The organism is Mesorhizobium sp. M1143, assembly GCF_040318435.1.
Lineage (GTDB): Bacteria > Pseudomonadota > Alphaproteobacteria > Rhizobiales > Rhizobiaceae > Mesorhizobium.
This window is the reverse complement of the sequence record NZ_JAMYMJ010000002.1, coordinates 1-24,776: the sequence shown is the minus strand read 5'-3', so window position 1 is coordinate 24,776 and position 24,776 is coordinate 1. Positions and strand designations below refer to the sequence as shown.

Sequence of the window (24,776 nt, the reverse complement as noted above, 5' to 3'; positions counted from 1 at the left end):
GCGATGAGCGGCGTCGCCGGAATTCTGCTGAGGCAGGAAGGCAGGCAGGCCGCCGCGGCCGGCATCCAGCGCATGCTTGCCCGCATGCAACATCGCGCGCCTGACGGCAGTTCGTGGTGGATGGACGAGGGCGTCGTTCTTGGCCACGCCTGGCTCAACACCACCGATGAAGCCGGCCCCGGCCCGCTGACCATGGCCGGCGGCAAGCTCGCGATCACCGCGGACTGCCGGCTGGACAATCGCGACGAATTGCTGGCCAGGCTCGGCATCCGGGACAATTCGGTTGCCGACGCCGTGCTTGTGATGCGCGCCTATCTGCGCTGGGGCGAAGCCTGTCCCGAACATCTGCAGGGCGACTTCGCCTTTGCCATCTGGGACGCCGAGCGCCGGCAGCTGTTTTGCGTGCGCGATCATTTCGGCGTCAAACCCTTCTATTACCATTCGAGCGACCGGCGTTTCGTCTTTGCTTCCGAGATCGGGCCGATCCTCGATGTCGGCGGCGTCGACATGCGCATCAGCGAACACCAGATTTCGGGATTCCTGGCCGGGCTGCCCGATAATCCGCAGTCGACAGCCTATGCCGATATCTTCCGCCTGCCGGCGCGCCACAGTCTGACAGTGACCGGCAACCAGGTGGTGCTGCGCCGCTACTGGCAGATCGAACCCTCGCCAAGGCCGATGCGATCGGATACGGCCGAGGAATTCCGGCATCTGTTTTCGCAATCGGTCCGCAACCGTATGCGCGGCACGCCTGCGGTCGGTGCTATGCTGAGCGGAGGGCTCGATTCCTCGTCGATCGCCTGCGTGGCGGGCCTGCAGAATGCCGCGCAGCGAAAGCCGAGGCTGCCGACCTTCTCGCTGATGTTCGAAAAGGGTTCGCCGATGGACGAGCGGCCTTTCATCGAGGCAGTGCTTGGACAGGAGAAGGTCGACGGCACTTTGATTTCCGTCGGCAACTATGCGCCCTTCGCCGAATTCGAACGCATTCTGGAGGAGCAGGAAGAAACGTTCCTAGCGCCCGGCCTGTCGCTGACCCGCGACATCTACAGGACCGCCGGCGCCAAGGGCATGAGGGTGCTGCTGGACGGCCATGGCGGCGACGAGGTGGTTTCGCAGGGCCACGGCCATCTGCACGAACTCGCCTATGCCGGCAAATGGATGGAGCTGTGGCGTGAGCTGCGCAGCGCTTCCAACACTTATGGCGACGGCATGCTCGGCCTTTACTACAAGTTCCTGACCCTCTACGGGCCTGCCTGGCGCGTCGCGAAAATCATGCGGTTCGCGAACCGCGCAATCAACAAGCTGCGGCGCCATCCCGCCGGGCGCCCAGCGACCAGCTGGCGCGGGCTGATCAATCCGGACCTGGCGATGCGCACGGACCTCGTCGAGCGCTTTCGCCGGGCCGGCTACATGTCGCCCGCGGTCAGCGCCAGCGAGACCTTGACCCATCGCTGGCTGCTGTCGAACGGCATGGTGCCGCACGCCTTCGAGGTGCTCGACAAGGCGGCGGCGAATTTCGGCGTCGAGCCGCGCTACCCCTTCTGGGACAAGCCGCTGGTCGAGTTCTGTCTGGCGCTGCCCGGCGCGGAAAAGCTGAACCAGGGCTTTGGCCGCTCGGTGCTGCGCCGCGCCATGGAAGGTATCCTGCCGCCGGCAGTGCAGTGGCGGCGCGACAAGATCGATTTCACCTCCAATTTGGTCAAAGGCATGCTCGGCAATCACCGCGATCTCCTGGACAAGGTGCTGGTGAAAGATGCGGCGCGGATCGCCCCTTACGTCAACCTGCCTGAGGTGACCGCCGCCTATGGCCGCATCGCGCGGCAACCGGACGAAGCCACCCTGCCCGATGTCCAGTATGTCTGGCGTTCGATCGCGTTGTCGCTGTGGCTAAGGCAGGTGCAACAGCGCGGGAGCCATGCATGACACCGGCCAACATGCCACTCACCGCCGATTCGATCCGCGATGCCGGCCATCCCAAGGCTCGCGCGCAACACTTCTACAGGGCTTATGGCCTGACGATCAGCTCGCAGGTCGAATTGCCCGAGCTGGAGCCGAGCGCGCCGGCGGCGGTCGATGTGGTGATTGCAGTCGGCCCGATCGACTTGCCAAAACCCTCGCCCGAGACCGGAACTGCTTTCCGCTTCGAGGCGCGGCAGCAATATCTGGCATGGCAGACGGTCGGCGCATTCCTGATTACCGATGCCTGCCGCATCGAGGTGGAGCCGGCGCCTGATGTCGACGATGCACTGCTGGCGTTTCCGCTGCTCGGTCCGGTCATGGCACTGCTCCTGCACCAGCGCGGCCTGCTCATCCTGCACGCCAGCGCCATTGCCGTCGGCGTCAAAAGCGCTGTTTTCATGGGCGACAAGGGCGCCGGGAAATCGACGACGGCGAGCGCGATGATCCGCGCCGGCCATCGCTTGCTGACCGACGATGTCGTGGCGCTCGATCTCACGGACCGGCCGATGATCGTTCCGGGTTTTCCGCAGTTGAAGCTCGCCGCCGATGCCGCCGCCGCGTTTCCCATCCGCCAGGCAGAAATACGCCCGCAGGTGCATGCGGCGATCGACAAGATGCAGCATCGCCTGCACGCCGGATTTGCGGCAGACACGGTGCCGGCGACCCGGATCTATATCCTCGAGCGCGGCGACAAGGCAGCGATCACGCCGCTGCCAGGCATCGGCGCCCTGCCGGCAATCATCAAATTTTCCTATGTGACGCGTTTCGGCCGTCCAGCCCTGGTCGGCGATTTTGCCACGACACATCTTCGCCAATGCGCCGCCCTGGCCAGCCAGATCGGCGTCTGTCGCCTCGAAGTGCCGACCGGGCTCGACCGTATCGGCGAAGCTGTCGCCCTGATCGAAAACGATCTGGCGGCCGACAAAGGACCGCGGTGAGCTGACATGGCCGCATCGCAGATCCTGCGCTTTTCGTTTTACCGCGATGTCGTCGGCTTCGGCGCCGCCATGGCCCGGATCGGCGGGCGCAGGACCTTGACGGCATTGCTGTTCCTGATCCTGGGAAGCCTGACCGAAGGCATCTCGATCCTGCTTCTGGTGCCGCTGCTGCATCTGGTCGGGCGACCCGAGCAGAATTTCGCCGTCAGACTGCCTGACCGCGACTGGGTGCGCTGGCTGGCTCCGGACGGAACGCTGCAATTGACCACGGTGCTTTGCCTGCTGGTCGGGCTTGTCGCGCTGCAGGCAGCGTTCAACCGCTATAAATCCGTCTACATGGCGCGACTGCTGCTCGACTTCATCAATCGCCTGCGCATGAACCTGTTCGAGAGCATCGGCAAGGCGCGGTGGGGGATATTCGCGCGCATGCGCAGCTCCGATCTCGACCATGCGCTGACCGGCGATATCGACCGCGTGCAGTCGGCGGCGTTCTCGCTGCTGATGCTGGTGCAGATCGCCGTGCTTCTGGCGGGTTATCTCGTTGTCTCGCTGTTCATTTCGCCAGTGATGACGGCGTTTGCCATTGTCGTCGGCATCGTCACCTTCCTGGCACTGCAGCCGTTTCGGGCACGAGCCAGCGCCTTCGGCCGGGTCTTGACCAGCAATCGCCAGGAGCAGTACCGAACGGTCTCGGAGTTCCTCGGCGGCATCAAGGTGGCCAAGAGCCTGAATGTCGAGGCGACCTATTACGCGCAGCTTCGCGCGACGCTGGAGAAGATGAAGGCCGACAACATCAACTATGTGCGCAACAGCACCATCGGCACCGCGCTGTTCCAGGTCGCCAGCGTCATTGGTCTGAGCCTGTTCATCTATGTCGCCCTGGTCCGCTTCAACCTCTCACTGGCCGAGATCGTAGTCTTGCTTCTGGTGTTTATGCGCATCGCGCCGCGTTTCATGGACATGCAGATGCAGGCGCAGCAGGTGCTGATTAACCTGCCGGCCTATGCCTCGATGCGCGACATGCAGGCGCGTTTCGATGCCGAAAGCGAGCCGGCAAACCTCGAATCGGATGCCAAGCTGTCGCTCGATGTCGGGCTCAACATCCGCAACGTCTCCTTTGCCTATGAGGCCGGCGGCAAGCCGGTGGTGAGCGATGTGACGTTTGGCCTTCCCGCCGGCAAGGTAACGGCGCTGATCGGTCCGTCAGGCTCGGGCAAGAGCACGCTTGCCGACATGCTGCTTGGCCTGCTCGAACCGAGCGAGGGCAAAATCCTGGCCGATGGCGTCGAGATCGGCGCCGCCAACCGCCGGCGCTGGCGCGACCAGGTGGCGTATGTGCCGCAAGACGTGTTCCTGCTGCACGATACGATCGCCGCCAATCTGCGCCTTGCCGCGCCGCAAGCCAGTGACGCGGAGCTGTGGACTGCACTGCGCGCTGCGCATGGCGCCGACTTCGTCGAGCGGCTGGAGTTGCGGCTCGACACGGTGGTCGGCGACCGCGGCGTCCGGCTCTCGGGCGGCGAACGCCAGCGCATCGCGCTGGCGCGCGCGCTGCTGCGCAAACCTTCGCTGCTCATTCTCGACGAGGCGACCAGCGCGCTCGACTGGCAGAACCAGTCCCTGATCGCCAAATCGATCGACGGCTTGCGCGGATCGATGACGATCCTGACCATTGCGCACAGGCCATCGATGATCGCCTTCGCCGACTGGGTGGTTGCAGTCGAAAACGGACGAATCGTCGAAGTGGGGCAATATCAGAGGTTGAAAGCGAAGGCCGGCAGCCGCCTGTCGAAAATGCTTTCAGGCGAGCAATCGGAACCCGAGCCGGCCGAAGCAGGCTGAGTCCGGCTGCAAGATGATCCGAGGCCGACCTTGCGGCTTCAGACTGTTCAATGCACGCTGCGCCTCGCCGAGAGCTTCTCGCCTTCAACCGCCTTGTCGGCGCCGAGGCTTCTTTCGGCGTCGCGAGCCCTGTCGGCCGATGTCGGCGCGCTCCTGGCGATCATCACATACACCAGCAGGAAATAACCGATTTGGATGAGGACAGCGCAGCCGATGACGCGAAGCACCGTTGTGGTGACCGTCGCGCCGTCGACATAGGACCACGCGACCACGATCGCGAGGGCGAAAACCATTCCAATGACGAATTTTGGTAATGACATGTTCGGCGGCCCGTCAACCGGCCCGAGCATGCAAAAGCGATGACTTACCCACCCGAGTATCTCCCCATTCGCCATGCGAGCTTATTTAGCTGCTCTTTTCGGCCGGTTGCTTCCGGCCTTCCCAACCCATCCAGACTCTATCAGGAATAATTTGCGACTCTATTAAGGCGCGAAACTGACGGCAAGGGCAACCAGCAATAATTTTCGGCTTGGCGGCGGCTTGGACTCCGCCATGCTGCGATGCACACGCAGGGGTGGTGACCTAACTCGTCATGCGCTTTATACTACAGTAGAATCTGCAATGTTGATTAGTATTTTACTTGATTAATTTAGCAAAGCCAGTGATTCGAAAATCAGTTAAAGCCGTTCCCTCTGCGGCAAAGGACGATTTGCCCAAAACCCGCCGAAAAAAGGCATTACATTTCCTACGGTTGCTAATTATTCGTCACAAACCCGCCATAAAGGGCAAAATTTGGGCAAGGAGGGTTTATTATTTAGTCAATTCCTGACGTGACTATTTCAGCCATATGGGAAATTGTGTGTTGCGCTGCAGCATTTTTTTGGTATCGTGGCATAAACCATCCGTTCAACGTATGGAGCTTTTGCATGAGGGACGTTGCCAAGTCGGCCAATGCGGCATTTTCGCATGTCGGCGTAGATTTTCCGCCACCCATCGGCGGGCTGCTGAAGCGCAGTTTCGATATTTTCGGTTCACTTGTCGGCCTGGTGGCGCTTAGCCCGCTGTTCCTGATGGTGGCCCTTCTGGTCAAGCTTTCCGACGGCGGCTCGATCTTCTACGGCCACAAGCGCATCGGACGCGGTGGGCGGATTTTCCCCTGCCTCAAGTTCCGCACCATGGTCGAAGACGGCGAACGTGTGCTGGCCGCCTATCTCGCGGCCAATCCGGAAGCCAACGCCGAATGGATCGCGACCCGCAAGCTGAAGAACGATCCGCGCGTCACCCGCGTCGGCGCCGTTCTGCGCAAGCTCAGCCTCGACGAGCTGCCGCAGATCATCAACATCCTGCAGGGCGACATGAGCCTTGTCGGGCCTCGCCCGGTGGTGCGCGACGAGCTTGAGATCTACGGCAGCGCCGCGGTCTATTATTTGAAGTCGCGGCCGGGCCTGACCGGGCTTTGGCAGGTCAGCGGACGCAACGATGTCTCCTATGACAGTCGCGTCGCGTTCGACCGTCACTATGTCGAGAACTGGTCGCTGTTCGAAGACGTTCGCATCATCCTCAAGACCGTGCCCGCGGTGTGGATGTCGCGCGGTTCCTACTGACCGACCGCAACTGGTCAGCAATCGGGCCGGTACGGCCCGAAGCCAATCCGGTCCAAAGCTATTCGGTGATGGGCCGGTCTCGCATTGCAGCCATAGTATTCTGCCAGGTTCCGAAGGAGGCACTCGGCAGCAGGCCTATCGGGCGGATGGGGCCAAAACGGATCGGAAACGTTCAGTTGAAAACAGACATATCAGCGTATTTTCGCCTTGCCGGCCCGATGCGGCCGGCACGGCTCGTTGCCACGTGCCTCGCTCTGTCGCTCGCGGTTCCAGCCATGGCCGACGAGTACCGGCTCGGCTCGCAGGACAAGCTCAACATCCGCGTCGCCGAGTGGCAGACGGTGGAAGGCACGTTCCGTGACTGGTCGGCGGTAAACGGCGAATATTCGGTCGGTCCAGCCGGCAATTTGTCGGTGCCGTTCGTCGGCGAACTGCCGGCCGCCGGCAAGACCACTTCAGAAGTTGCGGCCGCGATCAGCGTCGCCCTGCAGCGCAAGCTTGCCTTGTCGGACAAGCCGGAAGCCTCGGTGGAAATGGTGCAGTTCCGGCCGTTCTACATCTCGGGCGAGATCCAGACGCCTGGCCAGTTTCCCTATGTGCCGGAGCTGACCGTGCTCAAGGCGATCAGCATCGCCGGCGGCATCCGGCGCAACGCCGATTTGAGCACCCAGCTCGGCAAGGACCTGATCACCGCCAAGGGCAATTTCGACATTTATGACGACCAGCGCGTGCGGTTGATCGTCAAGCGTGCCCGCCTCGATGCCGATCTCGCCGGCAAGGAGAGTTTCGAGGCGCCTAAGGAAGTCGAGGGCGACCCGCGCCTGGCGACAATCGTCTCCGACGAAATGCAGATCCTGATCTCCGACCAGAAAGCGTTGAAGCTGAAGCTGCAGGCGCTTGACGATCTGAAAGGGGTCCTGCAGTCCGAAATCGAGGCGCTGCAGAAAAAGATCGTCAACCAGCAAAAACAGGTCGACTTGGCGCAGCAGCAGGCGGACAGTATCGGTCCGCTGGCGCAAAAGGGCCTGGTCGCCAACGCACGCCTGCTTTCCTCGCAACAGTCGGTCACCGATCTGCAGGGCAAGATCCTGGACTATGAGACGGCGATCCTCACCGCCAAGCAGTCGGTCAGCAAGGCGACGCAGGATGCCATCGATGCCCAGAACACGTTGAACTCGAGACTTGCCGCCGACCGGCAGCAGGTCGAAGCAGACCTCAACGAAGCCGCACTCAGGGTCAACATGCAACAGGGCCTGATGGCCCAGGCATCGGACCCGGCCACGACCGCCGCCATCACAAACAACAATGAAGGGCCGGCGCTCATCTATTCGCTGGTGCGCGTGACCGACGGCAAGACCAGCGAGATCGACGCCAAGGAAGATACGCCGGTGCTGCCGGGCGACGTCATCAAGGTGAAGCTGGCGCCGACGGCCAGCCAGTAACCTGTTTGTTTGGAGCAATTCCGGACGGAAAACCGTTTCCCACTTTTCCCGGAATTGCTCTATCGCTCGGGCTCGCTCGGCGAGGCCCGCGCGATGGAGGCGGGAGGAACCAGTTCGGCTCGTTCGCGCCAGGGTGCGGGCGGGAACTTCCGTTTTTCGACCGCTTGAAGGCATTCCATGCAGCCCGCCGCACCGCGCCACGTCTACCTCAATCTCGATGCCATCCGCGGCGTCGCGGCGATCAGCGTCATGCTCTACCACTTCTCGCCGTTCCTGGCCGCCGGCAAGGTGCTGCCGTCGAGCTATCTGGCGGTTGACCTGTTCTTCCTGCTCAGCGGCTTCGTCATCGCGCATGCCTATGACCGCAAGATCGAAAACGGCATGGGCTTCGGCACGTTCGTGGCGATCCGCCTGATACGCCTGTACCCGCTCTACCTCGCCGGCACGCTGCTCGGTTTCTTCTATCTCGTCGTCAAGAACCGGCTGATTCCGGCGGAATACATGCCGATCTCCGAGATCGGCACCATGCTGACGACCGGCATGTTCTTCATCCCGCTGGTCAGCGATGCCTATCACACGATCTTTCCGCTCAACCCCGCGTCGTGGTCGCTGTTCTTCGAGCTGATCGTCAACATAGCCTATGTCGCCGTCTTCTTCCTGCTGACGAAACGCGTGCTGAGCACGCTCATTGCCGTCAGTCTGGTGTTGCTGGTGGTCGTCTCTATCATTGCCGGCACCCTCGACTTCGGCATGACCGGATCGACCATCATCAGCGGCCTGCCGCGCGTCTGTTTCTCGTTCTTCCTGGGCGTGCTGCTTTGCCGGTCCATGACACGCTATCAAAGCGGGCTCGGCTTTCTGCGGCGCGGCTGGTGGATAGAGGCCGCGATCGCACTGACGCTCGTCGTCTTTGCCATCGCGCCGGCCGGCGGCGCGCGCGTCGCCTACGATCTCGCCTGCGTCGTCTTTGTTTTCCCGGCGCTGGTGGTGGTCGGCACTATTGCGCCGACGGCGCCGCGCCTGTCAGGCCTCTATGGCTGGCTGGGGCGGATTTCCTACCCAATCTACATCATCCACACGCCGCTGCTGATGATCATCGCCGGGGCGGGCAAGGCCGCAGCGATCGACCCGTTCGCGCATCATCCCTGGTTCGGCATCGTCATGGCGGTTTCCGTCATCGTCATCGCCGACATCGCCACGCGCCTCTATGACGAGCCGTTGCGCCGCTTCCTGCAGCGGCTGATGCTGCGCAAGCGCGCCGTCGCGTGAGATAAGCAAGTCAGACGCGCGCCGGCATGCGGCCGTTGGCGGTGTTCTCGTCCGGCACCGGAACATAGGCCCGCCTTGCCCTGGCGAGCGGCACCGGGCGCAGCTTGAACAGGCCGTAATAGACGATGAACGAGGCCATGAAATAGGGGCCGAGGATCTCGACCTCGAAGAAGGAGCGGATCAGCATCATGCCGACCGCGCCGGCGAGCACCACTGAATCGGCGCTCCAGTCACCGAACACCACCTTCGAAACATGGCCCCAGAAGGAGCGCAGGATGATCAGCGCCAGCATCGTCACGCCGATGAAGCCGAGCTCGACCAGCGTCTCGATATAGGTGTTGTGGAAATGGAAGCCGGTGCGGGTGGAGATGTAGAACTCGGCCCAGAGCCGTTCCGGATCGGCAAAACCCTGGATCCAGTAGGCGGCATAGCCATAACCGAGCACCGGACGCTGCTGCGCGGCGGCCCAGCCCTGTTCCCAGAGATAGGTGCGGCCGGTCAGCGTCGAATCCTTGCCGAAGATGCCGAGCACGACATCGAGCAGGCCAAGGTTCAGCGCAGCCATCACACCGCCGACCAGCGCGGTAGCGCCGACGACGAACAGCACGCGGCGGTAGCGGCGTGACAGAACCTTGCTCATGGCAAGCAAGGCAACGACACCGATCACCGCCGGAAGCGAAGCGACCGACGTCGCCGAGTGGGCGATCGCCAGCATATAGACCGACAGCAGGATGATCGGCGCGGTCCAGACGAAGCTCATCCAGTTGCGCCGGTAGAAGGCCAGAAAAGCGAAGCAGAAGAAGATGCCGAGCGAGGCGAAGAAGCCGATCTGGTTCTTGGAGCCGAAGGCGCCGACGAAATTGGTGGTGCCGTCGATAGTGTCGAGCGCATAGGCGCCAACCTTCAGCGAATACAGCAGCACGATGAAGATGCCGATCAGCGAGCCCAGCACCAGCGTGCGCGTGCTGATGGTGCGCGCCGCGATGTAGGCGCACAGCATGTGGGAGAAATATTGCAGCCCCGCCCGCGCGCTGGTGCCGGCCGCTTGTGACCAGAACAGCGACAGGCAGACATAGGCCGCAAACAGCAGCGGCAGCCAGGCGCTGGAGAGATCGCGGGCGAAACGCCGGTAATCGACGAACAGCAGCGGCAGCCATACCAGATAGTAGGCGAGGATCAGGATCTGGCCGAAATTGGTGGAGTAGGCGAAGGCAAAGACCGACACCGCAACGGCGAAGGCGGCATAGGCCTTGTTGTTGTCCGGATCGATCAGAATGGCTTTCGGGATCTTCATATCCGTACCGGATTTCTCATGCTGCCGCCTTTCGGCTGGGCTGAAGCGCCCATGGTCGGCTTTTCTGCGTCATGCGCGATCGCCGGAACCTGCCCTTGCCGGACCCCGATCAGCGGGCATCCATTGTGCAGTGCACAATATAACCTCTATCGCCTGTCACTCAATGGTAAATTTGCCGCGAGGGGTAAAGTTGCGCAGGCAGGGCCAAAGCGACCATGCAACCGACAAATGGCGTTAATGCGGCTCGCTCGTTCGAAAATTCAAACTGTGGCCGCTACCACAGCGCTCCGCCGGTGACCTGGATGTTTTCCATGGTGATGCCCTTGGCCAGATCCGAGCACAGGAACACGGCTAGAGCCGCGATTTCCTGCGGCTGCAGCATGCGCTGCTGGGGATTGCCCTTGGCGATCTCGGCCATCGCTTCCTCGGCGGTTCTGCCCTTGCCCTCACGCTCGACGACCTGCGCCACGTTGCGGCGCATCAGTTCGGTCTCGACCCAGGTCGGGCTGATCATGACGCAAGTGACACCGTGCGCGGCGCCTTCCAGCGCTACACAGCGGGTAAGGCCGAGCAGCCCGGCCTTCGAGGCGCAGTAGGCCGGGTTGTCCTTCCAGCCGACGGAAGCCGCCGTCGAGCCGATGTTGACGATACGGCCCCAGCCGCGCTCGATCATGCCGGGCAGCACAGCTCGCGTGACGCGGAACGCTCCGCTGAGATTGGTGTCGACGATCTTGTCCCACAGCGCGTCGGAATGGCCGCAGACCGGCTGTTCGGCGGTGGTGCCCGCGGCATTGACCAGTATGTCGGCCGGGCCGATGGCGGCCTGCACGTCGGCTGCAAACCGGTTGGTCACCTCGCTGTCGCGGACATCGAGATGGGCGGCACAAACCCTGGTGCCGTGTGCCGACAGGGCCAACCGCACGCCCTCGAGTTCATCGGCGCCGGGATAGTAGGCGGCGTCGGATCTGTCGGAGCCGGCGGGCGCGATGTAGGAGCCGACGGCGACATTGGCGCCGGCTTGCGCCAGGGCCGTAGCAATGGCGAAACCCATGCCGGAAAACCCGCCGGTGACGATGGCGCTGCGGCCGGAAAGGTCTGTCATGGTGGGCAGTCTCCGATGCGACGTACGATGCGTTTATTCATAGTCCGTCGCCGGCTAGGAGCGCTACCTTGCCGGCAACGCGGCCGTAACATCGAGTTTCGCTAAAGCGGTTTGCCCAGCCACTCGCGGTAGAAGCCTTCGAGATCTGGCTCGAAATCATGGACGATCGGGTAGCCCGGCGCCGCCGCTTCCACTTCGTGCATGGTGCCGCATTGTGGACAGATGAATTCGCGAATTTCCATCCATTGCGGATCGGGGATATCGCTGTTGGGATAGATCTCGCGCAGCGCTTCCTCGGTGTTTCGCACGTTGATCGCAGCCTTGAGCTTCCAGTTCTTGCGGTAGTCGCCGAAGGAGTGGCCGCATTCGCAGCGGGTGATCCGTTCATCGCCGCTTTGGCAGATGAAGAGGTGATCCGAGACCGGCAGCAGGATCGGGTCCTTCCATGCGACACGGTCCTGATAGACGGCGAGCATCTTGAAGAAGCGGTCGTCGTCCTTGTAGGCGCTCATGATGCGCTTTGTCTGCGGCCAGGGCAGCTTGCCGGCTGAGAGATCGCCGAGGACTTCCTTGCTGTATGAGGTCATGGCTTTGCTCCCGGCATGAAGATCGATCTGGCGTCGACGGTCCAGAAATCACTGAAATCCCTGGTGAAGCGCGACGATAGCTTGATCGCGCTGGCATACATTTTCTTCACCTCGGGCGCGAAGTCGGCCTTCTCGACACGGCCGCGTTCGGCAGCGATCCAGTCCGGAACCGGGATCGCCTTGGCCAGACGCTCTCTGCGCATGGCGGCACGACGTTCGACGGTGGCGTCGATATCGGCAACCGGATAACCCTCGGCGTCGTCCTTCAGCACGATGCCGAAAATCTGGATCGCCGCCTGGCGGGTGAGAAAACCGTTCTCGACATCCCGGGCGGTCTTGACCGGATCGCGCTCCAGCACGTCGCCGTAGCCGCCGCCACCATTGTAGGAATGGCTGAAGATGTCCCCCGACTTGTGCGGCGAGGTGATGTAGGGGCCTTCGACCACGGCATGGTCGCCGCCGATGTTCTTCTCGTAGTCGGAGACATGCGGATCGATACCTGGGGCATGCGCGAGCGGTTCGCCTTTTGCCGCCAGTTCGTGGATGTTGGAGTTGCGCACCGCGCGATGCTTCTGGCAGGTCGGCGCGGGATAACCGCCGCACATGCCGCCATTGTCGAATACCCGCGAGGAGTGTTCCGAGGTGTGCAGTCGCAGGTGCGAGGTCTTGTTGATCAGCCAGGTCGAGACGAAGGAACAGCCGCCGCGATATTTGCCGGCGCCGCCCGAATTGGGCATGATCGAGCGGCCGATATAGACCATCGGCATCGACTGTTCCCAGACCTCAATGTTGCCCATGTCGGATTCCGGATTCCAGCCGACATAGGCGGTGTCGAGGCCATCGGCGATGGCAAGCGCGCCGGAGCCGGCGGCGGCGCATTCGAAATGCGCCATGCCGAACGGCGTGCCGTACTGGCTTTCGCCGCCCATCTCGATCATCGGGCTGTTGACCTGGCCGACGAAGGCTTCCTCGACGAAGCCGCGCGCGACGAAGCCGCGCGACAAAAGGCGCTGGAACACGCCATAGGCCGGCAGCAGCAGCGCCCAGGATGTGGCGGTCGCCACCATCTCATTGTCGGGGTTGGTCCAGGTGCCGTGCGGCAGCTTCAGCTCGGTCGCCATCCAGGCGCCGTCATTGACCAGGCCCTCGAAATTCATGTGCTGGGTCAAGGTGACGAACATGCCTCCATCCATGCCGGCCGGCGTGCAGTTCATCGAATGGTAGCCCCAGGGCTGCGTGCCCTCGAAGTCCATGGTGATCTTGCCGTCGGTGGTGATCTCCATCTCGATCGGGATGTTGTAGAGCCAGTCGGGATCGCCAAGCAGCTGGAAGCCGGGCTTGCCCGCCGTGACATGGCCATAGAAGGTGTGGCCGCGATAGATGCCGGGCACGGTGAGCTGGCGGGTGCGGGCGAGCTGGGCGCGACGGCCCTCCTCGATGAACTCCTTCGACACCTTCATCCAGTAGTCGAGGCCGATCTCGGAGATCAGCTGCTTGACGCTTTCGCGCATGTCGATGCAGGAGGCGACCTTGGCCTTCTCGTCGAGCACCCAGTAGATCGGCATGCGTAGATTGCGCTCGCAGCGGATGACGTAGTCGCGGCGGATCTCGTCATTCTCGCCGATCTTCTCGGCGCAGACGAACAGGCCTTCGGTGAAGCGCTCCTGCGCCAAGCAGACGTCGCCGCCGGGCGTGATGCCGCCGGCTTCGAGCTCGTGGCAGACCGCACCGGCCCAGCCGACCAGCGTGCCTTGATGGAAGATCGGCACCACGTCCATGACGTCGGGCACCTGCACGGTGCCGATGAAGGCATCGTTGTTGGCAAAGATGTCGCCTTCGCGGATCTTCGGGTTTTCCTCGTAATTGTTCTTGATCATCCATTTGATGAAGCGGCTCATCGTGTGGACGTGGACCATGATGCCGTTGGACAGCGCGATCGCATCGCCCTCGGGCGTATAGATCGCCACCACCATTTCGCCGACTTCGCGCACGCCGGGCGAGGCCGAGATGCGGCGGGCCATTTCGCGGGCCGAGACGCAATAGGCGCGCAGCTTGGTGTGCAGCGTCTCGAATTTCAGCGGGTCCTGGTTGCGTAGCGTGAGCTCGGTGATGCCGTCATAGCAGCCGGTCTCTTCCATCAGCCGTTCTGAATCGAGCAGCCGTTCGCGAAGGCGCAGGGCCGAGGCAGGTCTGTCCAACATGGCGGTGCCCTTTCAAGAATGGGTGTAATGCAGCAGCGTCCACTCATCGACGTGGACACGGTCCTGCGGATGAACAACGAGCGTGGTGGCGGGATGTTCGATGATGGCCGGACCGATCACCTCATGGCCGGGCTGCAGTAGGTCCATCTCGTAGAGATTGGCCTTGTGCCAGCGTCCCCCGATATAGGCCTCGCGCACGCCCTTGTGCGCTGCTGCCGGGGCCGACTTGCCGAGCGGGCGCTTCAAGAGCACCGGCTTGACCTTGTCGGCGGTGGCGATCAATCCGAGCTCGGTGATGGTGAAGCCGGCTTCGCCATAGCGCGAAACGCGATGGTTGACCTTGGCGTAGACCGCCTCGAACTCGTCGATGAACCTACGCATGTCGTCAGCCGAATTGACCTCGGCAAGCGGTGCCATGACCTCGACATCCTCGAGCTGGCCGGTGTAGCGCATCATCAGGAACGGCACGGTCTTGATCTTGTCTCTGATATGGCCGTCGCTGATCATCTCGTCGACCGCCGCCTTGGTGAGATCATTCCAGACGTCGGTGACCTTCTTGCCGAAAGCGAGCAGCTCGTCATCGCTTGCGCGGGCGCCGATGTCGTGCTGCGTCGAGACCGAATGCCGACGCATGAAATCGGCGGTGGTGCAGCCGAAGGCCGAGAAGGCGGCGGCAAACTGGAAGGTGATGATGTCCTTGAAGCCGATGCCCCTGGAGCAGCCGGCCAGATGCAGCGGACCCGAGCCGCCATAGGACAGCAGCGTGAATTCCGAGGGATGGATGCCCTGGCCGGAAATGACCCGGCGCAGCGCGTTGTTGGCATCGGCTTCCAGCATGTCGATCATGCCTTCGGCAGCCTCCTCGACCCCGACGCCAAGGATGCTGGAGCATTTTTCCTCAAACGCTTTGCGCGCCTTCTCGACGTGCAAGACGACCTTGCCGCCGAGGAAATAATAGGGGTTGAGGCGCCCGAGGATGGCGTCGCAATCGGCGATGGTGGGTTCGGTGCCGCCCTTGGCAAAGCAGATGGGGCCGGGATCGGATCCGGCACTTTCCGGCCCGAGCGAGACCTTCTTGGTCAGCGGGTCGACCTTGAGGATCATGCCGGCGCCGGCGCCGATCGTGTCGAGATGCAGCGTCGGCACGTTGAGCTTGAAACGGTCCATCAGCGGCTCGTTCTCGATCCGCGTCTGGCCGCGCGAGATGACGCCCATGTCGAAGGAGGTGCCGCCCATGTCCGAGCAGATCAGCGAGTCGTTGCCGATCAGCTTGCCGACATAGGCCGCGCCGAGAATACCGCCGATCGGGCCGGAAATCATGGTTTCGTGCAGGCGCGGATGGTTGATCGAGGTCAGGCCGCCAAAGGACAGCAGCGTCTGCACGCCGTATTTGAAGCCGTATTTTTTCGAAACGTCCTCGATGCTCTTGAGCTGCTTGCGGCCGCGCGACGTCGCGTAGGCTTCGATCAGCACCGAGTTCAGCCGCGACTGTTCGCGGATGACCGGGCGGACCTCGTGGCTGGTGTAGATGAGGATGTCGGCGCCGGCTTTCAGCACCTCCTCGCGGCAGATCTCGGCGATGCGCTTTTCGTGCACCGGATTGACGTGCGAGAAGATGGTCATGATGCAGATCGCTTCGACCTTGTCGGCGATCAGCTTTTTGGCCGCAGCCGAGACCTCATGGTCGTAGAGCGGCAGCACGATGTCGCCGAACTGGTCGATGCGCTCGGTGACGCCATGGGTGCGACGGCGCGGCACCAGCGGATCGGGATGATGGTGGGTCACCGCATGCAGCCGGTCGGCATAGGAATAGTCGGCCCAGGCCTGCAGGCCGCGACCCATCAGGATCATGTCTTCCAGACCCTTGGTGGTGATCAGGCCAAGCCGGCGCCCGGTGCGCGACAACAGTGTATTGAGCATGCCGGTGCCGGAATAGAGCACGACGTTGACGCCGGAGAACAGCTGCTCCAGCGAGATGCCCCAGGCGTCGGCCGCGTCTTCGGCCGATGCGAGGAAGCCTTCGGCCTCGTTCTTCGGCGTGGTTGCCGACTTGCCGATCTTGAAGTGGCCGTCCTGGTCGACAAGGATCGTGTCGGTCATGGTGCCGCCGGCGTCGATGCCGATGACGATTGGATTGCCGACGATGGGGCTGGTGAGGTTGGGTTGGGTCACGGTCGCCTCAGGATTGCTGTAGGATGGCTCAAGCTAGATTCCTTGGGCGGCCTTGCGCCATATGCCAAAAGACACAATGTCCGCCGGACCGGGATCGCCGAGAAAAGGGCATGCGCATGGGCAATATCTGGGGGCCGCTCGCCAGGGCGATTGCCGCCACCGGTACGGACAGGCATGTCGACTGCCTGATTGACCTGATCGGCGCCGATATCGAGCACGATCTCGTCACCGTGACCCGATATTCGGCGACGCAGACGCCGGAATTCATCAAGCACCGGCGCTTCTCCGACGAGATGGTCCGGCGCTATCTCGACAATTACTACGTCTTCGACCCGTTCTATGCCTCGTGGCGGCGTGAACGCCGGCTGGGCATCCTGCCGCTGAAGCGGCTTGCCGACGACGAGGCCAAGCGCGGCCAGTACATAGCGGGCTTCCTGGCGCAGTCGGAAATCTGCGACGAGGTCGGCATCATGCTGGCCGATGGCGGCGACTGGTGCCTCGGCATCTTCCTCGACCGCTCGACCTCCACCTTCAAGGAGAGCGAGATCGCCCTGCTGGACGAGCGGCTGCCGGTGTTTGAGGCGCTGCATGCACTCGACATTGAGGCGCGGGGGACGGAATTCTCCCGCACATCGGCGCCGACCGGCCCCGGCGCCTCGCCCCGGCAAGAGCCGACTATTCCTGCGAGCCTGTGGCCGGAGCTTTCCTTGCGCGAGCGCGAACTGGTGCAGCTGATCCTCGCGGGTCACCCGACCGCCAACATCGCCGAGCGGCTCGGCATCACCGTTGGCACGGTGAAGAACCACCGCCGCCGCATCTATGAGAAGCTCGACATCACCACCGAAAGAGAACTGTTTTTACAGTTCTTCCAGCACCGCGCGGACGGCTAGGTATCGCCCTCAGTCGTGCAACTGCCTGGAAATCGGCGGGCCGACAGTAAAGCCGGAGAATGTTACCTCAAACCCTTCGCGCTGCGGCGAGCAGCACATCACGCCGACATCGACGGATTTGGAGATCGGGAAATAAGCCAGCCGCACCGGCTTCCACTTGCCATCGGTGGTATCAAGATATTGGATGCGGATCGCCTCGGCATGGCGGGTCAGCCGGATGCGCACGCCGTCGGGGCCGGTGGGAATGCTGAGCAGCGACCAGTCCGAGGTGTCGTTGGTGACCACCACCGAAAAGTAAGCCAGCCCGTCGGTGTATTCGATGCCGGCCTTGATCCAGTGCGTTTCACTCAGCCGCAGCATCAGCCCGGCCTGGTCGTAGAGCACCTTGTAGTCGCCCTTGACGGTGACTTCGGCGCTGAAGTCACCCTCAACCGGGCGATAGAGGAAATGGCCATTGTCACGCCAGAAGCCGTAAAAGGTTTCGCGCCAGAAGTCGGTTTCCCCGCCGGTGCGCACATGCACGATGCCGTTACCGAAAGCATGGTGCGGCGGCGGGTTGAGCCAGGTCAGTTCCTCTTTCGCCGCTGTCATCGGTGCACCCGTCGATCAGCCGGCAAAGGTGTAGGCTGTCTTCACCGTAGTGTAGAACTCCGCGGCATAGCGGCCCTGCTCGCGCGGGCCGTAGCTCGATCCCTTGCGGCCACCGAACGGGACGTGGAAATCGACGCCGGCGGTCGGCAGATTGACCATCACCATGCCGGCCTCGGAATTGCGCCGGAAATGCGTGGCATGCTTGAGGCTAGAGGTGCAGATGCCGGAGGTCAGGCCGAAGGGGGTGTCATTGGCAACCGCAAGCGCCTCGTCATAGTCCTTGACGCGAATGACGTTGGCGACCGGCCCGAAGATTTCTTCCCGCGAAATGCGCATGGCGTTGGTGCTCTCGGTGAACAGCGCCGGCCTGAGATAGAAGCCGGGTGTTTCGCGGTCCAGCCGCTCGCCGCCGAAGGCGAGGTTGGCGCCTTCCTGGCTGCCGATGGCGATATAGTCCTCGTCCTGCTTCAGCTGGCTCGCATCGACGACGGGCCCGATCTGGGTCTTGGCATCGAGCGCATCGCCGATGACGAGCTTTTCCAGGCGCTCCTTGAGCGCGGCAACGAAGCGGTCGTGAATGCCTTCGGTCACCACCAGGCGCGACGATGCCGTGCAGCGCTGGCCGGTCGAGAAATAGGCGCCGTTGATGGCGCACTCGACAGCCGTGGCGAGGTCGGCGTCGTCGAGCACAACCATCGGGTTCTTGCCGCCCATTTCGAGCTGGAACTTGCGCATGTGCTCGACGCTTGCCGCGGCCACGCGTTTGCCGGTGCCGACCGAGCCGGTGAAGGTGATGGCGTTGAGGTCGGGGCTGTCGAGCATGGCCTGGCCGACCACCGAGCCCTTGCCCATGACCAGGTTGAGCACGCCTTTCGGCAGGCCGGCGCGGTGCAGGATGTCGACAATGCTCCAGGCGCTTTCGGGGACGAGTTCGGCCGGCTTGAAGACGATGGTGTTGCCATACGCGAGTGCCGGCGCGATTTTCCAGGTGGGGATGGCGATCGGGAAATTCCACGGGGTGATGATGCCTACCACGCCGACGGCTTCGCGGGTGATCTCGACCCCGACGCCCGGGCGCACGCTGGGCACCAATTCACCCGACAGGCGCAGCGTCTCGCCGGCGAAGAAGTCGAAGATCTGGGCGGCGCGGATGGTCTCGCCAATGCCCTCGGCCAGCGTCTTGCCCTCTTCGCGCGACAGGGCGCGGCCGATCTCGTCCTTGCGCGCCATGATCTCGTCCGACGCCTTTTTCAGCACGGCGTGGCGCACCAGCGGCGCCGAACGCGACCAAGCCGGAAAGGCGGCTTTGGCCGCCGCGATGGCCTGCTTTGCCTGCTCGGCGCCGGCCGAGGCATATTCGCCAACGACATCGCCCGTGTTCGAGGGATTGATGTTGCGCGAGCCGGCCTCGCCCACCCACTCGCCATCGATCAGATTTTTACGAAACAGGCTCATGTCGCGGTTTCCTTGTATTGGTTCGCTGGGGGTGCCGTATGCCTGAATTATTTATCAGACAAATGACGACACTGTGAGGGCTGAAATCTAGCTGCGGACTGGATAGCCGATGGCGCGCGGCTATGAAAGCCGCGACCTCAAGATGGACAATATGAAGCGGCCCTGTCAGGTCGGAAAAGTCCAGAACAGGCAAGCCAGCGTCGCCGCGGCGAAGATGACGAAGAACAAGCTCCTGAGCAGGATGTTGCGGCGCAGCTCGTTCATGGTGAAATGGCTGCCAACGATGGCCGCGGCGAACAGGAAACGCCAGTTCAGGAGCGCCCACAGCACGCTGCTCTGGCCGAAAGCCCAGCGGGCGACGAGACAGCCGACAATTGTGGCGAACAGGGCAATCACCGCCCAGAACAGCGCATCCGCAGCATGGGTCAAGACGATGCCGGCGGCGCGGATCGGCAGGATCATCATCAGCATGGCGCCGAAAAAATAGACGGCGGCGAGTGGCAGGAACGACCCGGCATCGGCGATGCCGTCCAGCCGCCTCACCCCGATCGCGCCATAGGGATAGCCGTGCCTGGCGACCGCCAGGCTGAGCGCCATGAGCAATGCGGTGAGCACCGCGACCAATGCGAATGTAATGAGGGCCTTGCTCATGCCGTTCCTTGCTTTGAGGCCCTGTCCGAGCCGAATCACGAGGAACGATTTTAGCGCACGGTCCGCGATTGCGCGTCAGCTTTGCTGAGCGTTCCGCTCTTCACCGGTCGCTGTTTTCGAAGGCCCCCATGCCTTGCGCGATCAGATTGGTTGCCATGACAAGCGAAACGATGGCTGCGGAGTTGAAGATCACCACCCACCATTTGCCGCCGGTCAGGAAGCCGTAGCCGTCGGCGACCGCCAGTCCCCAATCGGCTGAGGGAGGCTGGATGCCGAGGCCGAGGAAGCTCAGCGTGGCGATCGAAAAGAAGGCGTAGCCAAGCCTTGTGACCAGCTCGATGAGGATGGTTTCCCTGACATTAGGCAGGATCTCGAGGAACATGATGGAAAGAGCGCTCTCGCCGCCGAGACGAGCGGCGCTGACATAGTCGCGTTCGCGCTGCTCGCGCACGGCGGCACGCACCGTCCGTGCCACCAGCGGGGCATAGGCGATGCCGATCACAAGGATGACGGTGAGGTTCGATGGCCCAAGCGCGACCAGCGCCATGGTGACGAGGACGATGAAGGGAAAGGCCATCAGCGTGTCGAGCAGCCTGGCGCCGATGGCGTCGATCAGCCCGTCGAAATAGCCGAGCACGAGGCCAAGCACGCTGCCGGCGGCAACGCCGAGCAGTGTTGCTGCCGGCGCGACCAGCAGGATGTCACGCGAGCCAACGACGATGCGCGACAGCACGTCGCGGCCAAGTTGGTCGGTGCCGAACCAGTGCGCGGCATCAGGCGGCGCCAGCATGACGAGGAAATCCTCGGCATAGGGATCGTAGGGCACAAACAGGCTGCCTAACACGGCGCAGCCGACCCAGAACAGCAGGATCAGCGATCCAACGATCACCGAGGGCGGCAGCTGCGAAACAGTCTCGCGGATGCGACTTGCTGCCCGCCAGCCCAGCGTACGGCGCTCCGGCAATTCCATCAGTTCCATCATGGCGAAACACGGCGGCGCTGCCGCGGATCGAGCAAGGCATTCACGAGATCGCCTGCCGCGGCCGACAGCACGAAGATGGTCGCCATGACCAGCACGCCGGCTTCGAGCATCGGGAAGTCACGCGACTTGGCGGCGTTGAGCACCAGATTGCCGAGACCCTGTATGCCGAACAGCGCTTCGATCACCACCAGCCCGCCAAGCATGTAACCGGTCTGCGTCGCCAGCACGGCGATGGTCGGCGTCAGCGCATTACGCAGCACGTGCCGGATGAGGATTTCGCGACGCTCAAGGCCTTTCAGGACGGCGGTGCGCGTATAGTCGGCGGCCAGCGCCTCGATCACACCGGCCCGCGTCATGCGGGTGATGTAGCCGGCAAGGTTCAGCACCAGCGGCAGCGCCGGCAGGATCAGATAATAGCCACTGACCCACAGCCCGGCGCCATCGGGAGCAGCGCCGGTGATCGGGAACCAGTTCAGCCACAGGCCGAAGACGATGAGCAACAGCAGGCCGGAGACGAAGTCCGGGACGATGCCGAAGGACACGCCGGCGAGTACGATCAGGCGGTCGATAAAGCGGCCCTGGTTGAGACCGGCGACGATCCCGGCGCCGATGCCCAGCGGCAACAGAAAGACGAGGATAATTCCGGCAAGGGCCGCCGAGCGCTTGAGGCTTTCCAGAACGAAGGGCGCCACCGGCAAACGCAACGACAGGGAGGTGCCGAAGTCGCCTGACAGCACGCTGCTGAACCAGTGCCAGTATTGCACGAGCACCGGCTGGTCGGCGCCGAGCTGCCTGTTCAGCGCCGCGACGGCCTCGGCATCGGCGAACGGCCCGAGCATGAGGCGACCGACATCGCCGGGCAGAACCTGCCCGGCGAAGAACACCAGCATGCTGACCAGCCACAGCGTGAGCAGAAGCGAGGCTGCCCGCACCGACACAGTGCGGCCGGTCAGCATCGGATTTTAGTGCCCGGAGTGGCTGGACGTCTCGCAATCATGCCTGGGCGAACGTCACGCGATCGAGCAGCAGATGCGAGATCGCCGTGAAGCGGACGCCCTCGACCTTGGACGAGACGATGCGGCTGTATTGCGAGAAGTAGCTGATGATCAGCGGCGTCTCGTCCAGCAGCAAGGTCTGGATCTTGCCCGCGGCAAGGCGTTGCGCCTGAAGGTCGCGGGCCTTGCCGTATTCGAGCAGCAACCCGTCATAGGCCGGGTTGTTGAAATGCGCCGCGTTCCAGGCGCCCGAACTCTTCAGCGTCGCATTGAGGAAGATGTCGGGCGTGCCGCGATGGCCGAAATCGGTGATCCCGAGATTGGAATCGAGCCATGGCGACGAGCCGAACTTCGCCGAGCCATAATAGGCGTCCTGCGGCAGCACGTTGAGTTTGATGTCGATGCCGGCCTTCTTGGCAAAATTCTGGATCAGCACGGCATAATCGGGAATGTCATAGGCGCGCTCGGTGGTCAGCGTCACCGGGAAGCCGTTCGGCACGCCGGCTTCGCCAAGCAGGCGCTTGGCCTCGGCGATGTCCTGCTTGCGCTGCGGCACCGACGGATCGGCCGAGGGGAAGATCGGCGCGAACGGGGTGTCGTTGCCGACAATGGCGCGGCCCTTGAGCAAGCCCTTGACCACCGCCTCGCGGTCGATGGTGAGCGCCAAGGCGCGGCGAATGCGCTTGTCGGTGAACGGCGCCTGGTCGGTCCGCAGATGCACCTCGTCATGCGAACTTGCCTGCACGCTGAGCAGCTTGAAGTTGGGATTGCCCTCGATCGCCAATTCCAGCCGGGTCGTGCTCGGGATGACGTCGAGCTGGCCGGCCTGCAGCGCCAGCACCTGCGCCTGCTCGTCGTCGAAGAACTTGATCTCGACGCGGTCGGGCAGCGCCTTGTCGCCCCAATAGTCAGGGTTGCGCACGAAGCTGGCGCCCTGCTTGGGGCGGAAGGATTCGAGCTTGAACGGGCCGGTGCCGTTGAAATTCTTCTCGAAATCGCCGGCATAGTCGGCCGGCAGTATTACGGCGTTGTAGACGTCGGAGGAGACATAGAAGGGGAAGTTGCTGTTGGGCCCGTCGAGATCGAAGGCGACTGTCTGGTCGTCGACGACCTTGGCGCCGCCCTTGGACAGGATGCCCTTATAGGCAGACAAAGCGGACGAACCGCTGGCCGGATCGACCAGCCGCTCGAAGCTCGCCACCACATCCTTGGCGGTGACGGTGCGGCCGTCGTGGAATTTCACGCCCGGCCGCAATTTGAAGGTCCAGCGGCTGGCGGTCTCGTCGGCCTCCCACGACAGAGCGAGCTTGGGCTGCAGACCGTCCTTGGGATCGTCGAGGATGAGATATTCGCCGACCTGGCTGATGACGCCGATGCTGGCCGGATCGGTGATGGAGACGGGATCGATCGCCTTGGTCGGCTGTCCGAGCCCAACGCGGACCGTGCCGCCGGCGCCGGCAGCGCGCGCCGTGCCGAAACCAGCAAGTCCCTGCGAGGCGGCAAAGCCGGTGAGGCCGATCAAGACTGCGTATTTCAGCAGATCGCGGCGCTTGAGGAAGCCGGACTGGTGCTCATCGACGGCGACGTTCCAGATGTCGCCGGACAGATTGCGAAGCGTATCGATGTCGTTGCGTTTGGTCATTTTGAAACCCCTGTCTGAAATGACTGTTGAATGGCTTAAGCGACTGGTTCGCCGTCGAGATGGATGCGGTCGACGGCTTGCGGGTAAAAGGCGATGAGGCCCCTGATCTTGGGCATTTCGGCAATGGGATCGCGGTAGCTCCAGGCGACATCGGGGCTTACCGAGCCGTCGGCGCGCCGGCCCGACCAGTAGGAGGCTATGCCCTTGTAGGGACAGCGCGTCGTGCTGTCCGAAGCGGTCAGCCGGTCGAGCCTGACATCGTCCGGGTGCAGGTAGAAACGCGTCGGTAGATGCGTTTCGAACAGCAGCACCGGGCGATGGCTGTCGGCGATCAGTTCGCCGTCGAACCAGATCTGGACGTGACTTGAACTCTGCAGCACATCGATGCGTGCGTATGGATCGCGGGCGTGGACGAAGACTTCTTCCTCCTCCTCGAACCATTGGTCGACCGCTTTCCAGGTGAAGGCGATGCGGCCGGCCAGTGGCGACAGGCTTTCATCCGGCGGCGCGACAAACGACCAGGCCGCATTGGGAGAAGCTTTCGATCCCGTCTCCAGGTCCCAATAGGTGGTTTCGCCGCCGACTGGATGCGGCTGGCGATGCTCGGACGGCTTCAAGAGCGAGCGGTCTACCGAGGAGGCCGGGAAGAAATAGATCGGCAGAAAATGGTTGGAGCGCAGCACCAGGACGTTGCGGCTGTCGGCGATGGTGCGGCCGGCGAATTTGACCCGAATGCGCTTGGGGCTGTGCAGAACATTGATGAGCTGCGGAGCCGTGGCTTCGCGGGGCTGAAGTTTTGGCGCTGCGGTCATATCAGTTGCCCCAAGTCAGGATACGGCGCGCACATTGTCGCGCTGTTCGGCGAAGCGGTTGGCCGGCCGAGCCAGGCCGAAACGATCACGCAGCGTCCCCGGCGCATATTCGGTGGGGAATACGCCGCGGCGCTGCAGTTCCGGCACGACCTGCTCGGCAAAATTCACCCAATCCTCCGGGAGCAGCGGGAACATCAGGTTGAAGCCGTCGGCGGCACCTGCCTCGAACCAGTCCTGCAGCTGATCGGCGATCTGGTTCGGTGTGGCGCCGCCCGGAGGCCCCCAAACCCAGTTTGGCCACTTGCCGCCGCGCACGCGCCGCGGGGGGGGGTTGGTTGGGGAATCAAT

At 63.0% G+C, this 24,776-nt stretch carries 20 protein-coding genes and 1 pseudogene; 7 read left to right on the top strand and 14 right to left on the bottom strand.

Going from position 1 to position 24,776, the window contains the following annotated elements; genetic code table 11:
- Positions 1–3: 3 nt before the first annotated feature.
- The 3 genes from NKH35_RS01900 to NKH35_RS01890 are packed head-to-tail and all read left to right on the top strand — an operon-like array spanning position 4 to position 4,739.
- Positions 4–1,923, top strand: coding sequence for a lasso peptide isopeptide bond-forming cyclase (locus NKH35_RS01900; protein ID WP_352913212.1), 1,920 nt, complete (start codon positions 4–6; stop codon positions 1,921–1,923).
- A complete protein-coding gene (locus tag NKH35_RS01895; protein ID WP_352913210.1) occupies positions 1,920–2,897 on the top strand; it encodes a phosphoenolpyruvate carboxykinase (ATP) in 978 nt (325 codons plus the stop codon). Before NKH35_RS01900 ends, NKH35_RS01895 begins: the two co-directional genes overlap by 4 nt.
- Positions 2,898–2,903: 6 nt before the next feature.
- Complete coding sequence (locus NKH35_RS01890; RefSeq protein WP_352670857.1) at positions 2,904–4,739, top strand: ABC transporter ATP-binding protein; 1,836 nt, start codon at positions 2,904–2,906, stop codon at positions 4,737–4,739.
- Between the two features lie 47 nt (positions 4,740–4,786).
- On the opposite strand, the gene NKH35_RS01885 is transcribed toward NKH35_RS01890, so the two are convergent.
- A complete protein-coding gene (locus NKH35_RS01885) occupies positions 4,787–5,059 on the bottom strand; it encodes an exopolysaccharide production repressor protein (protein WP_023668815.1) in 273 nt (90 codons plus the stop codon).
- A gap of 606 nt (positions 5,060–5,665) precedes the next feature.
- On the opposite strand from NKH35_RS01885, the gene NKH35_RS01880 reads away from it, so the two are divergent.
- From NKH35_RS01880 to NKH35_RS01870, 3 genes are all read left to right on the top strand, one after another.
- A complete protein-coding gene (locus NKH35_RS01880; RefSeq protein WP_023668816.1) occupies positions 5,666–6,343 on the top strand; it encodes a sugar transferase in 678 nt (225 codons plus the stop codon).
- A gap of 218 nt (positions 6,344–6,561) precedes the next feature.
- The gene (locus NKH35_RS01875) at positions 6,562–7,785 is read left to right on the top strand and encodes a polysaccharide biosynthesis/export family protein (protein ID WP_023689979.1); all 1,224 of its coding nucleotides are present in this window, start codon (positions 6,562–6,564) and stop codon (positions 7,783–7,785) included.
- A gap of 177 nt (positions 7,786–7,962) precedes the next feature.
- Positions 7,963–9,054, top strand: coding sequence for an acyltransferase family protein (locus tag NKH35_RS01870; protein ID WP_352913207.1), 1,092 nt, complete (start codon positions 7,963–7,965; stop codon positions 9,052–9,054).
- 10 nt (positions 9,055–9,064) lie between these two features.
- Here NKH35_RS01870 and NKH35_RS01865 read toward each other — a convergent pair whose 3' ends face one another.
- The 5 genes from NKH35_RS01865 to NKH35_RS01845 form a co-directional block, all read right to left on the bottom strand.
- A complete protein-coding gene (locus NKH35_RS01865) occupies positions 9,065–10,348 on the bottom strand; it encodes an O-antigen ligase family protein (RefSeq protein ID WP_023806171.1) in 1,284 nt (427 codons plus the stop codon).
- Between the two features lie 274 nt (positions 10,349–10,622).
- Positions 10,623–11,450: an SDR family NAD(P)-dependent oxidoreductase gene (locus NKH35_RS01860; protein WP_352913205.1), complete on the bottom strand. Its 828-nt coding sequence runs from the start codon at positions 11,448–11,450 to the stop codon at positions 10,623–10,625.
- Positions 11,451–11,551: 101 nt separating this feature from the next.
- Positions 11,552–12,037, bottom strand: a complete 486-nt coding sequence (locus tag NKH35_RS01855) for an acetone carboxylase subunit gamma (RefSeq protein WP_023668821.1) — start codon at positions 12,035–12,037, stop codon at positions 11,552–11,554.
- Entirely contained in the window at positions 12,034–14,238 is a 2,205-nt protein-coding gene (locus NKH35_RS01850) for a hydantoinase B/oxoprolinase family protein (RefSeq protein ID WP_352913203.1), read from the bottom strand. The genes NKH35_RS01855 and NKH35_RS01850 overlap by 4 nt, the downstream gene beginning before the upstream one ends.
- A 12-nt stretch (positions 14,239–14,250) precedes the next feature.
- Positions 14,251–16,410: a hydantoinase/oxoprolinase family protein gene (locus NKH35_RS01845; protein WP_352812897.1), complete on the bottom strand. Its 2,160-nt coding sequence runs from the start codon at positions 16,408–16,410 to the stop codon at positions 14,251–14,253.
- A 110-nt stretch (positions 16,411–16,520) separates the two neighbouring features.
- Between NKH35_RS01845 and NKH35_RS01840 the strand changes: the two genes are divergently transcribed.
- Positions 16,521–17,300 (top strand): helix-turn-helix transcriptional regulator, encoded by a 780-nt coding sequence (locus NKH35_RS01840; RefSeq protein WP_023806175.1) that lies wholly within the window; start codon positions 16,521–16,523, stop codon positions 17,298–17,300.
- 9 nt (positions 17,301–17,309) lie between these two features.
- On the opposite strand, the gene NKH35_RS01835 is transcribed toward NKH35_RS01840, so the two are convergent.
- From NKH35_RS01835 to NKH35_RS01800, 8 genes and pseudogenes are all read right to left on the bottom strand, one after another.
- Positions 17,310–17,891, bottom strand: a complete 582-nt coding sequence (locus tag NKH35_RS01835; protein ID WP_352913200.1) for a DUF1349 domain-containing protein — start codon at positions 17,889–17,891, stop codon at positions 17,310–17,312.
- Between the two features lie 15 nt (positions 17,892–17,906).
- Entirely contained in the window at positions 17,907–19,346 is a 1,440-nt protein-coding gene (locus tag NKH35_RS01830; protein ID WP_352913198.1) for an aldehyde dehydrogenase family protein, read from the bottom strand.
- Positions 19,347–19,511: 165 nt separating this feature from the next.
- Entirely contained in the window at positions 19,512–19,997 is a 486-nt protein-coding gene (locus NKH35_RS01825) for a hypothetical protein (protein ID WP_023694218.1), read from the bottom strand.
- Positions 19,998–20,097: 100 nt separating this feature from the next.
- Entirely contained in the window at positions 20,098–20,979 is an 882-nt protein-coding gene (locus NKH35_RS01820; protein ID WP_023707792.1) for an ABC transporter permease, read from the bottom strand.
- The gene (locus NKH35_RS01815; RefSeq protein WP_352521729.1) at positions 20,976–21,935 is read right to left on the bottom strand and encodes an ABC transporter permease; all 960 of its coding nucleotides are present in this window, start codon (positions 21,933–21,935) and stop codon (positions 20,976–20,978) included. The genes NKH35_RS01820 and NKH35_RS01815 overlap by 4 nt, the downstream gene beginning before the upstream one ends.
- 37 nt (positions 21,936–21,972) lie before the next feature.
- Positions 21,973–23,616, bottom strand: a complete 1,644-nt coding sequence (locus NKH35_RS01810; RefSeq protein ID WP_352723082.1) for an ABC transporter substrate-binding protein — start codon at positions 23,614–23,616, stop codon at positions 21,973–21,975.
- A 35-nt stretch (positions 23,617–23,651) separates the two neighbouring features.
- Positions 23,652–24,428, bottom strand: coding sequence for a DUF427 domain-containing protein (locus NKH35_RS01805; RefSeq protein WP_352537207.1), 777 nt, complete (start codon positions 24,426–24,428; stop codon positions 23,652–23,654).
- Between the two features lie 15 nt (positions 24,429–24,443).
- Positions 24,444–24,776, bottom strand: a pseudogene (locus NKH35_RS01800) (hypothetical protein); the annotation flags it as partial.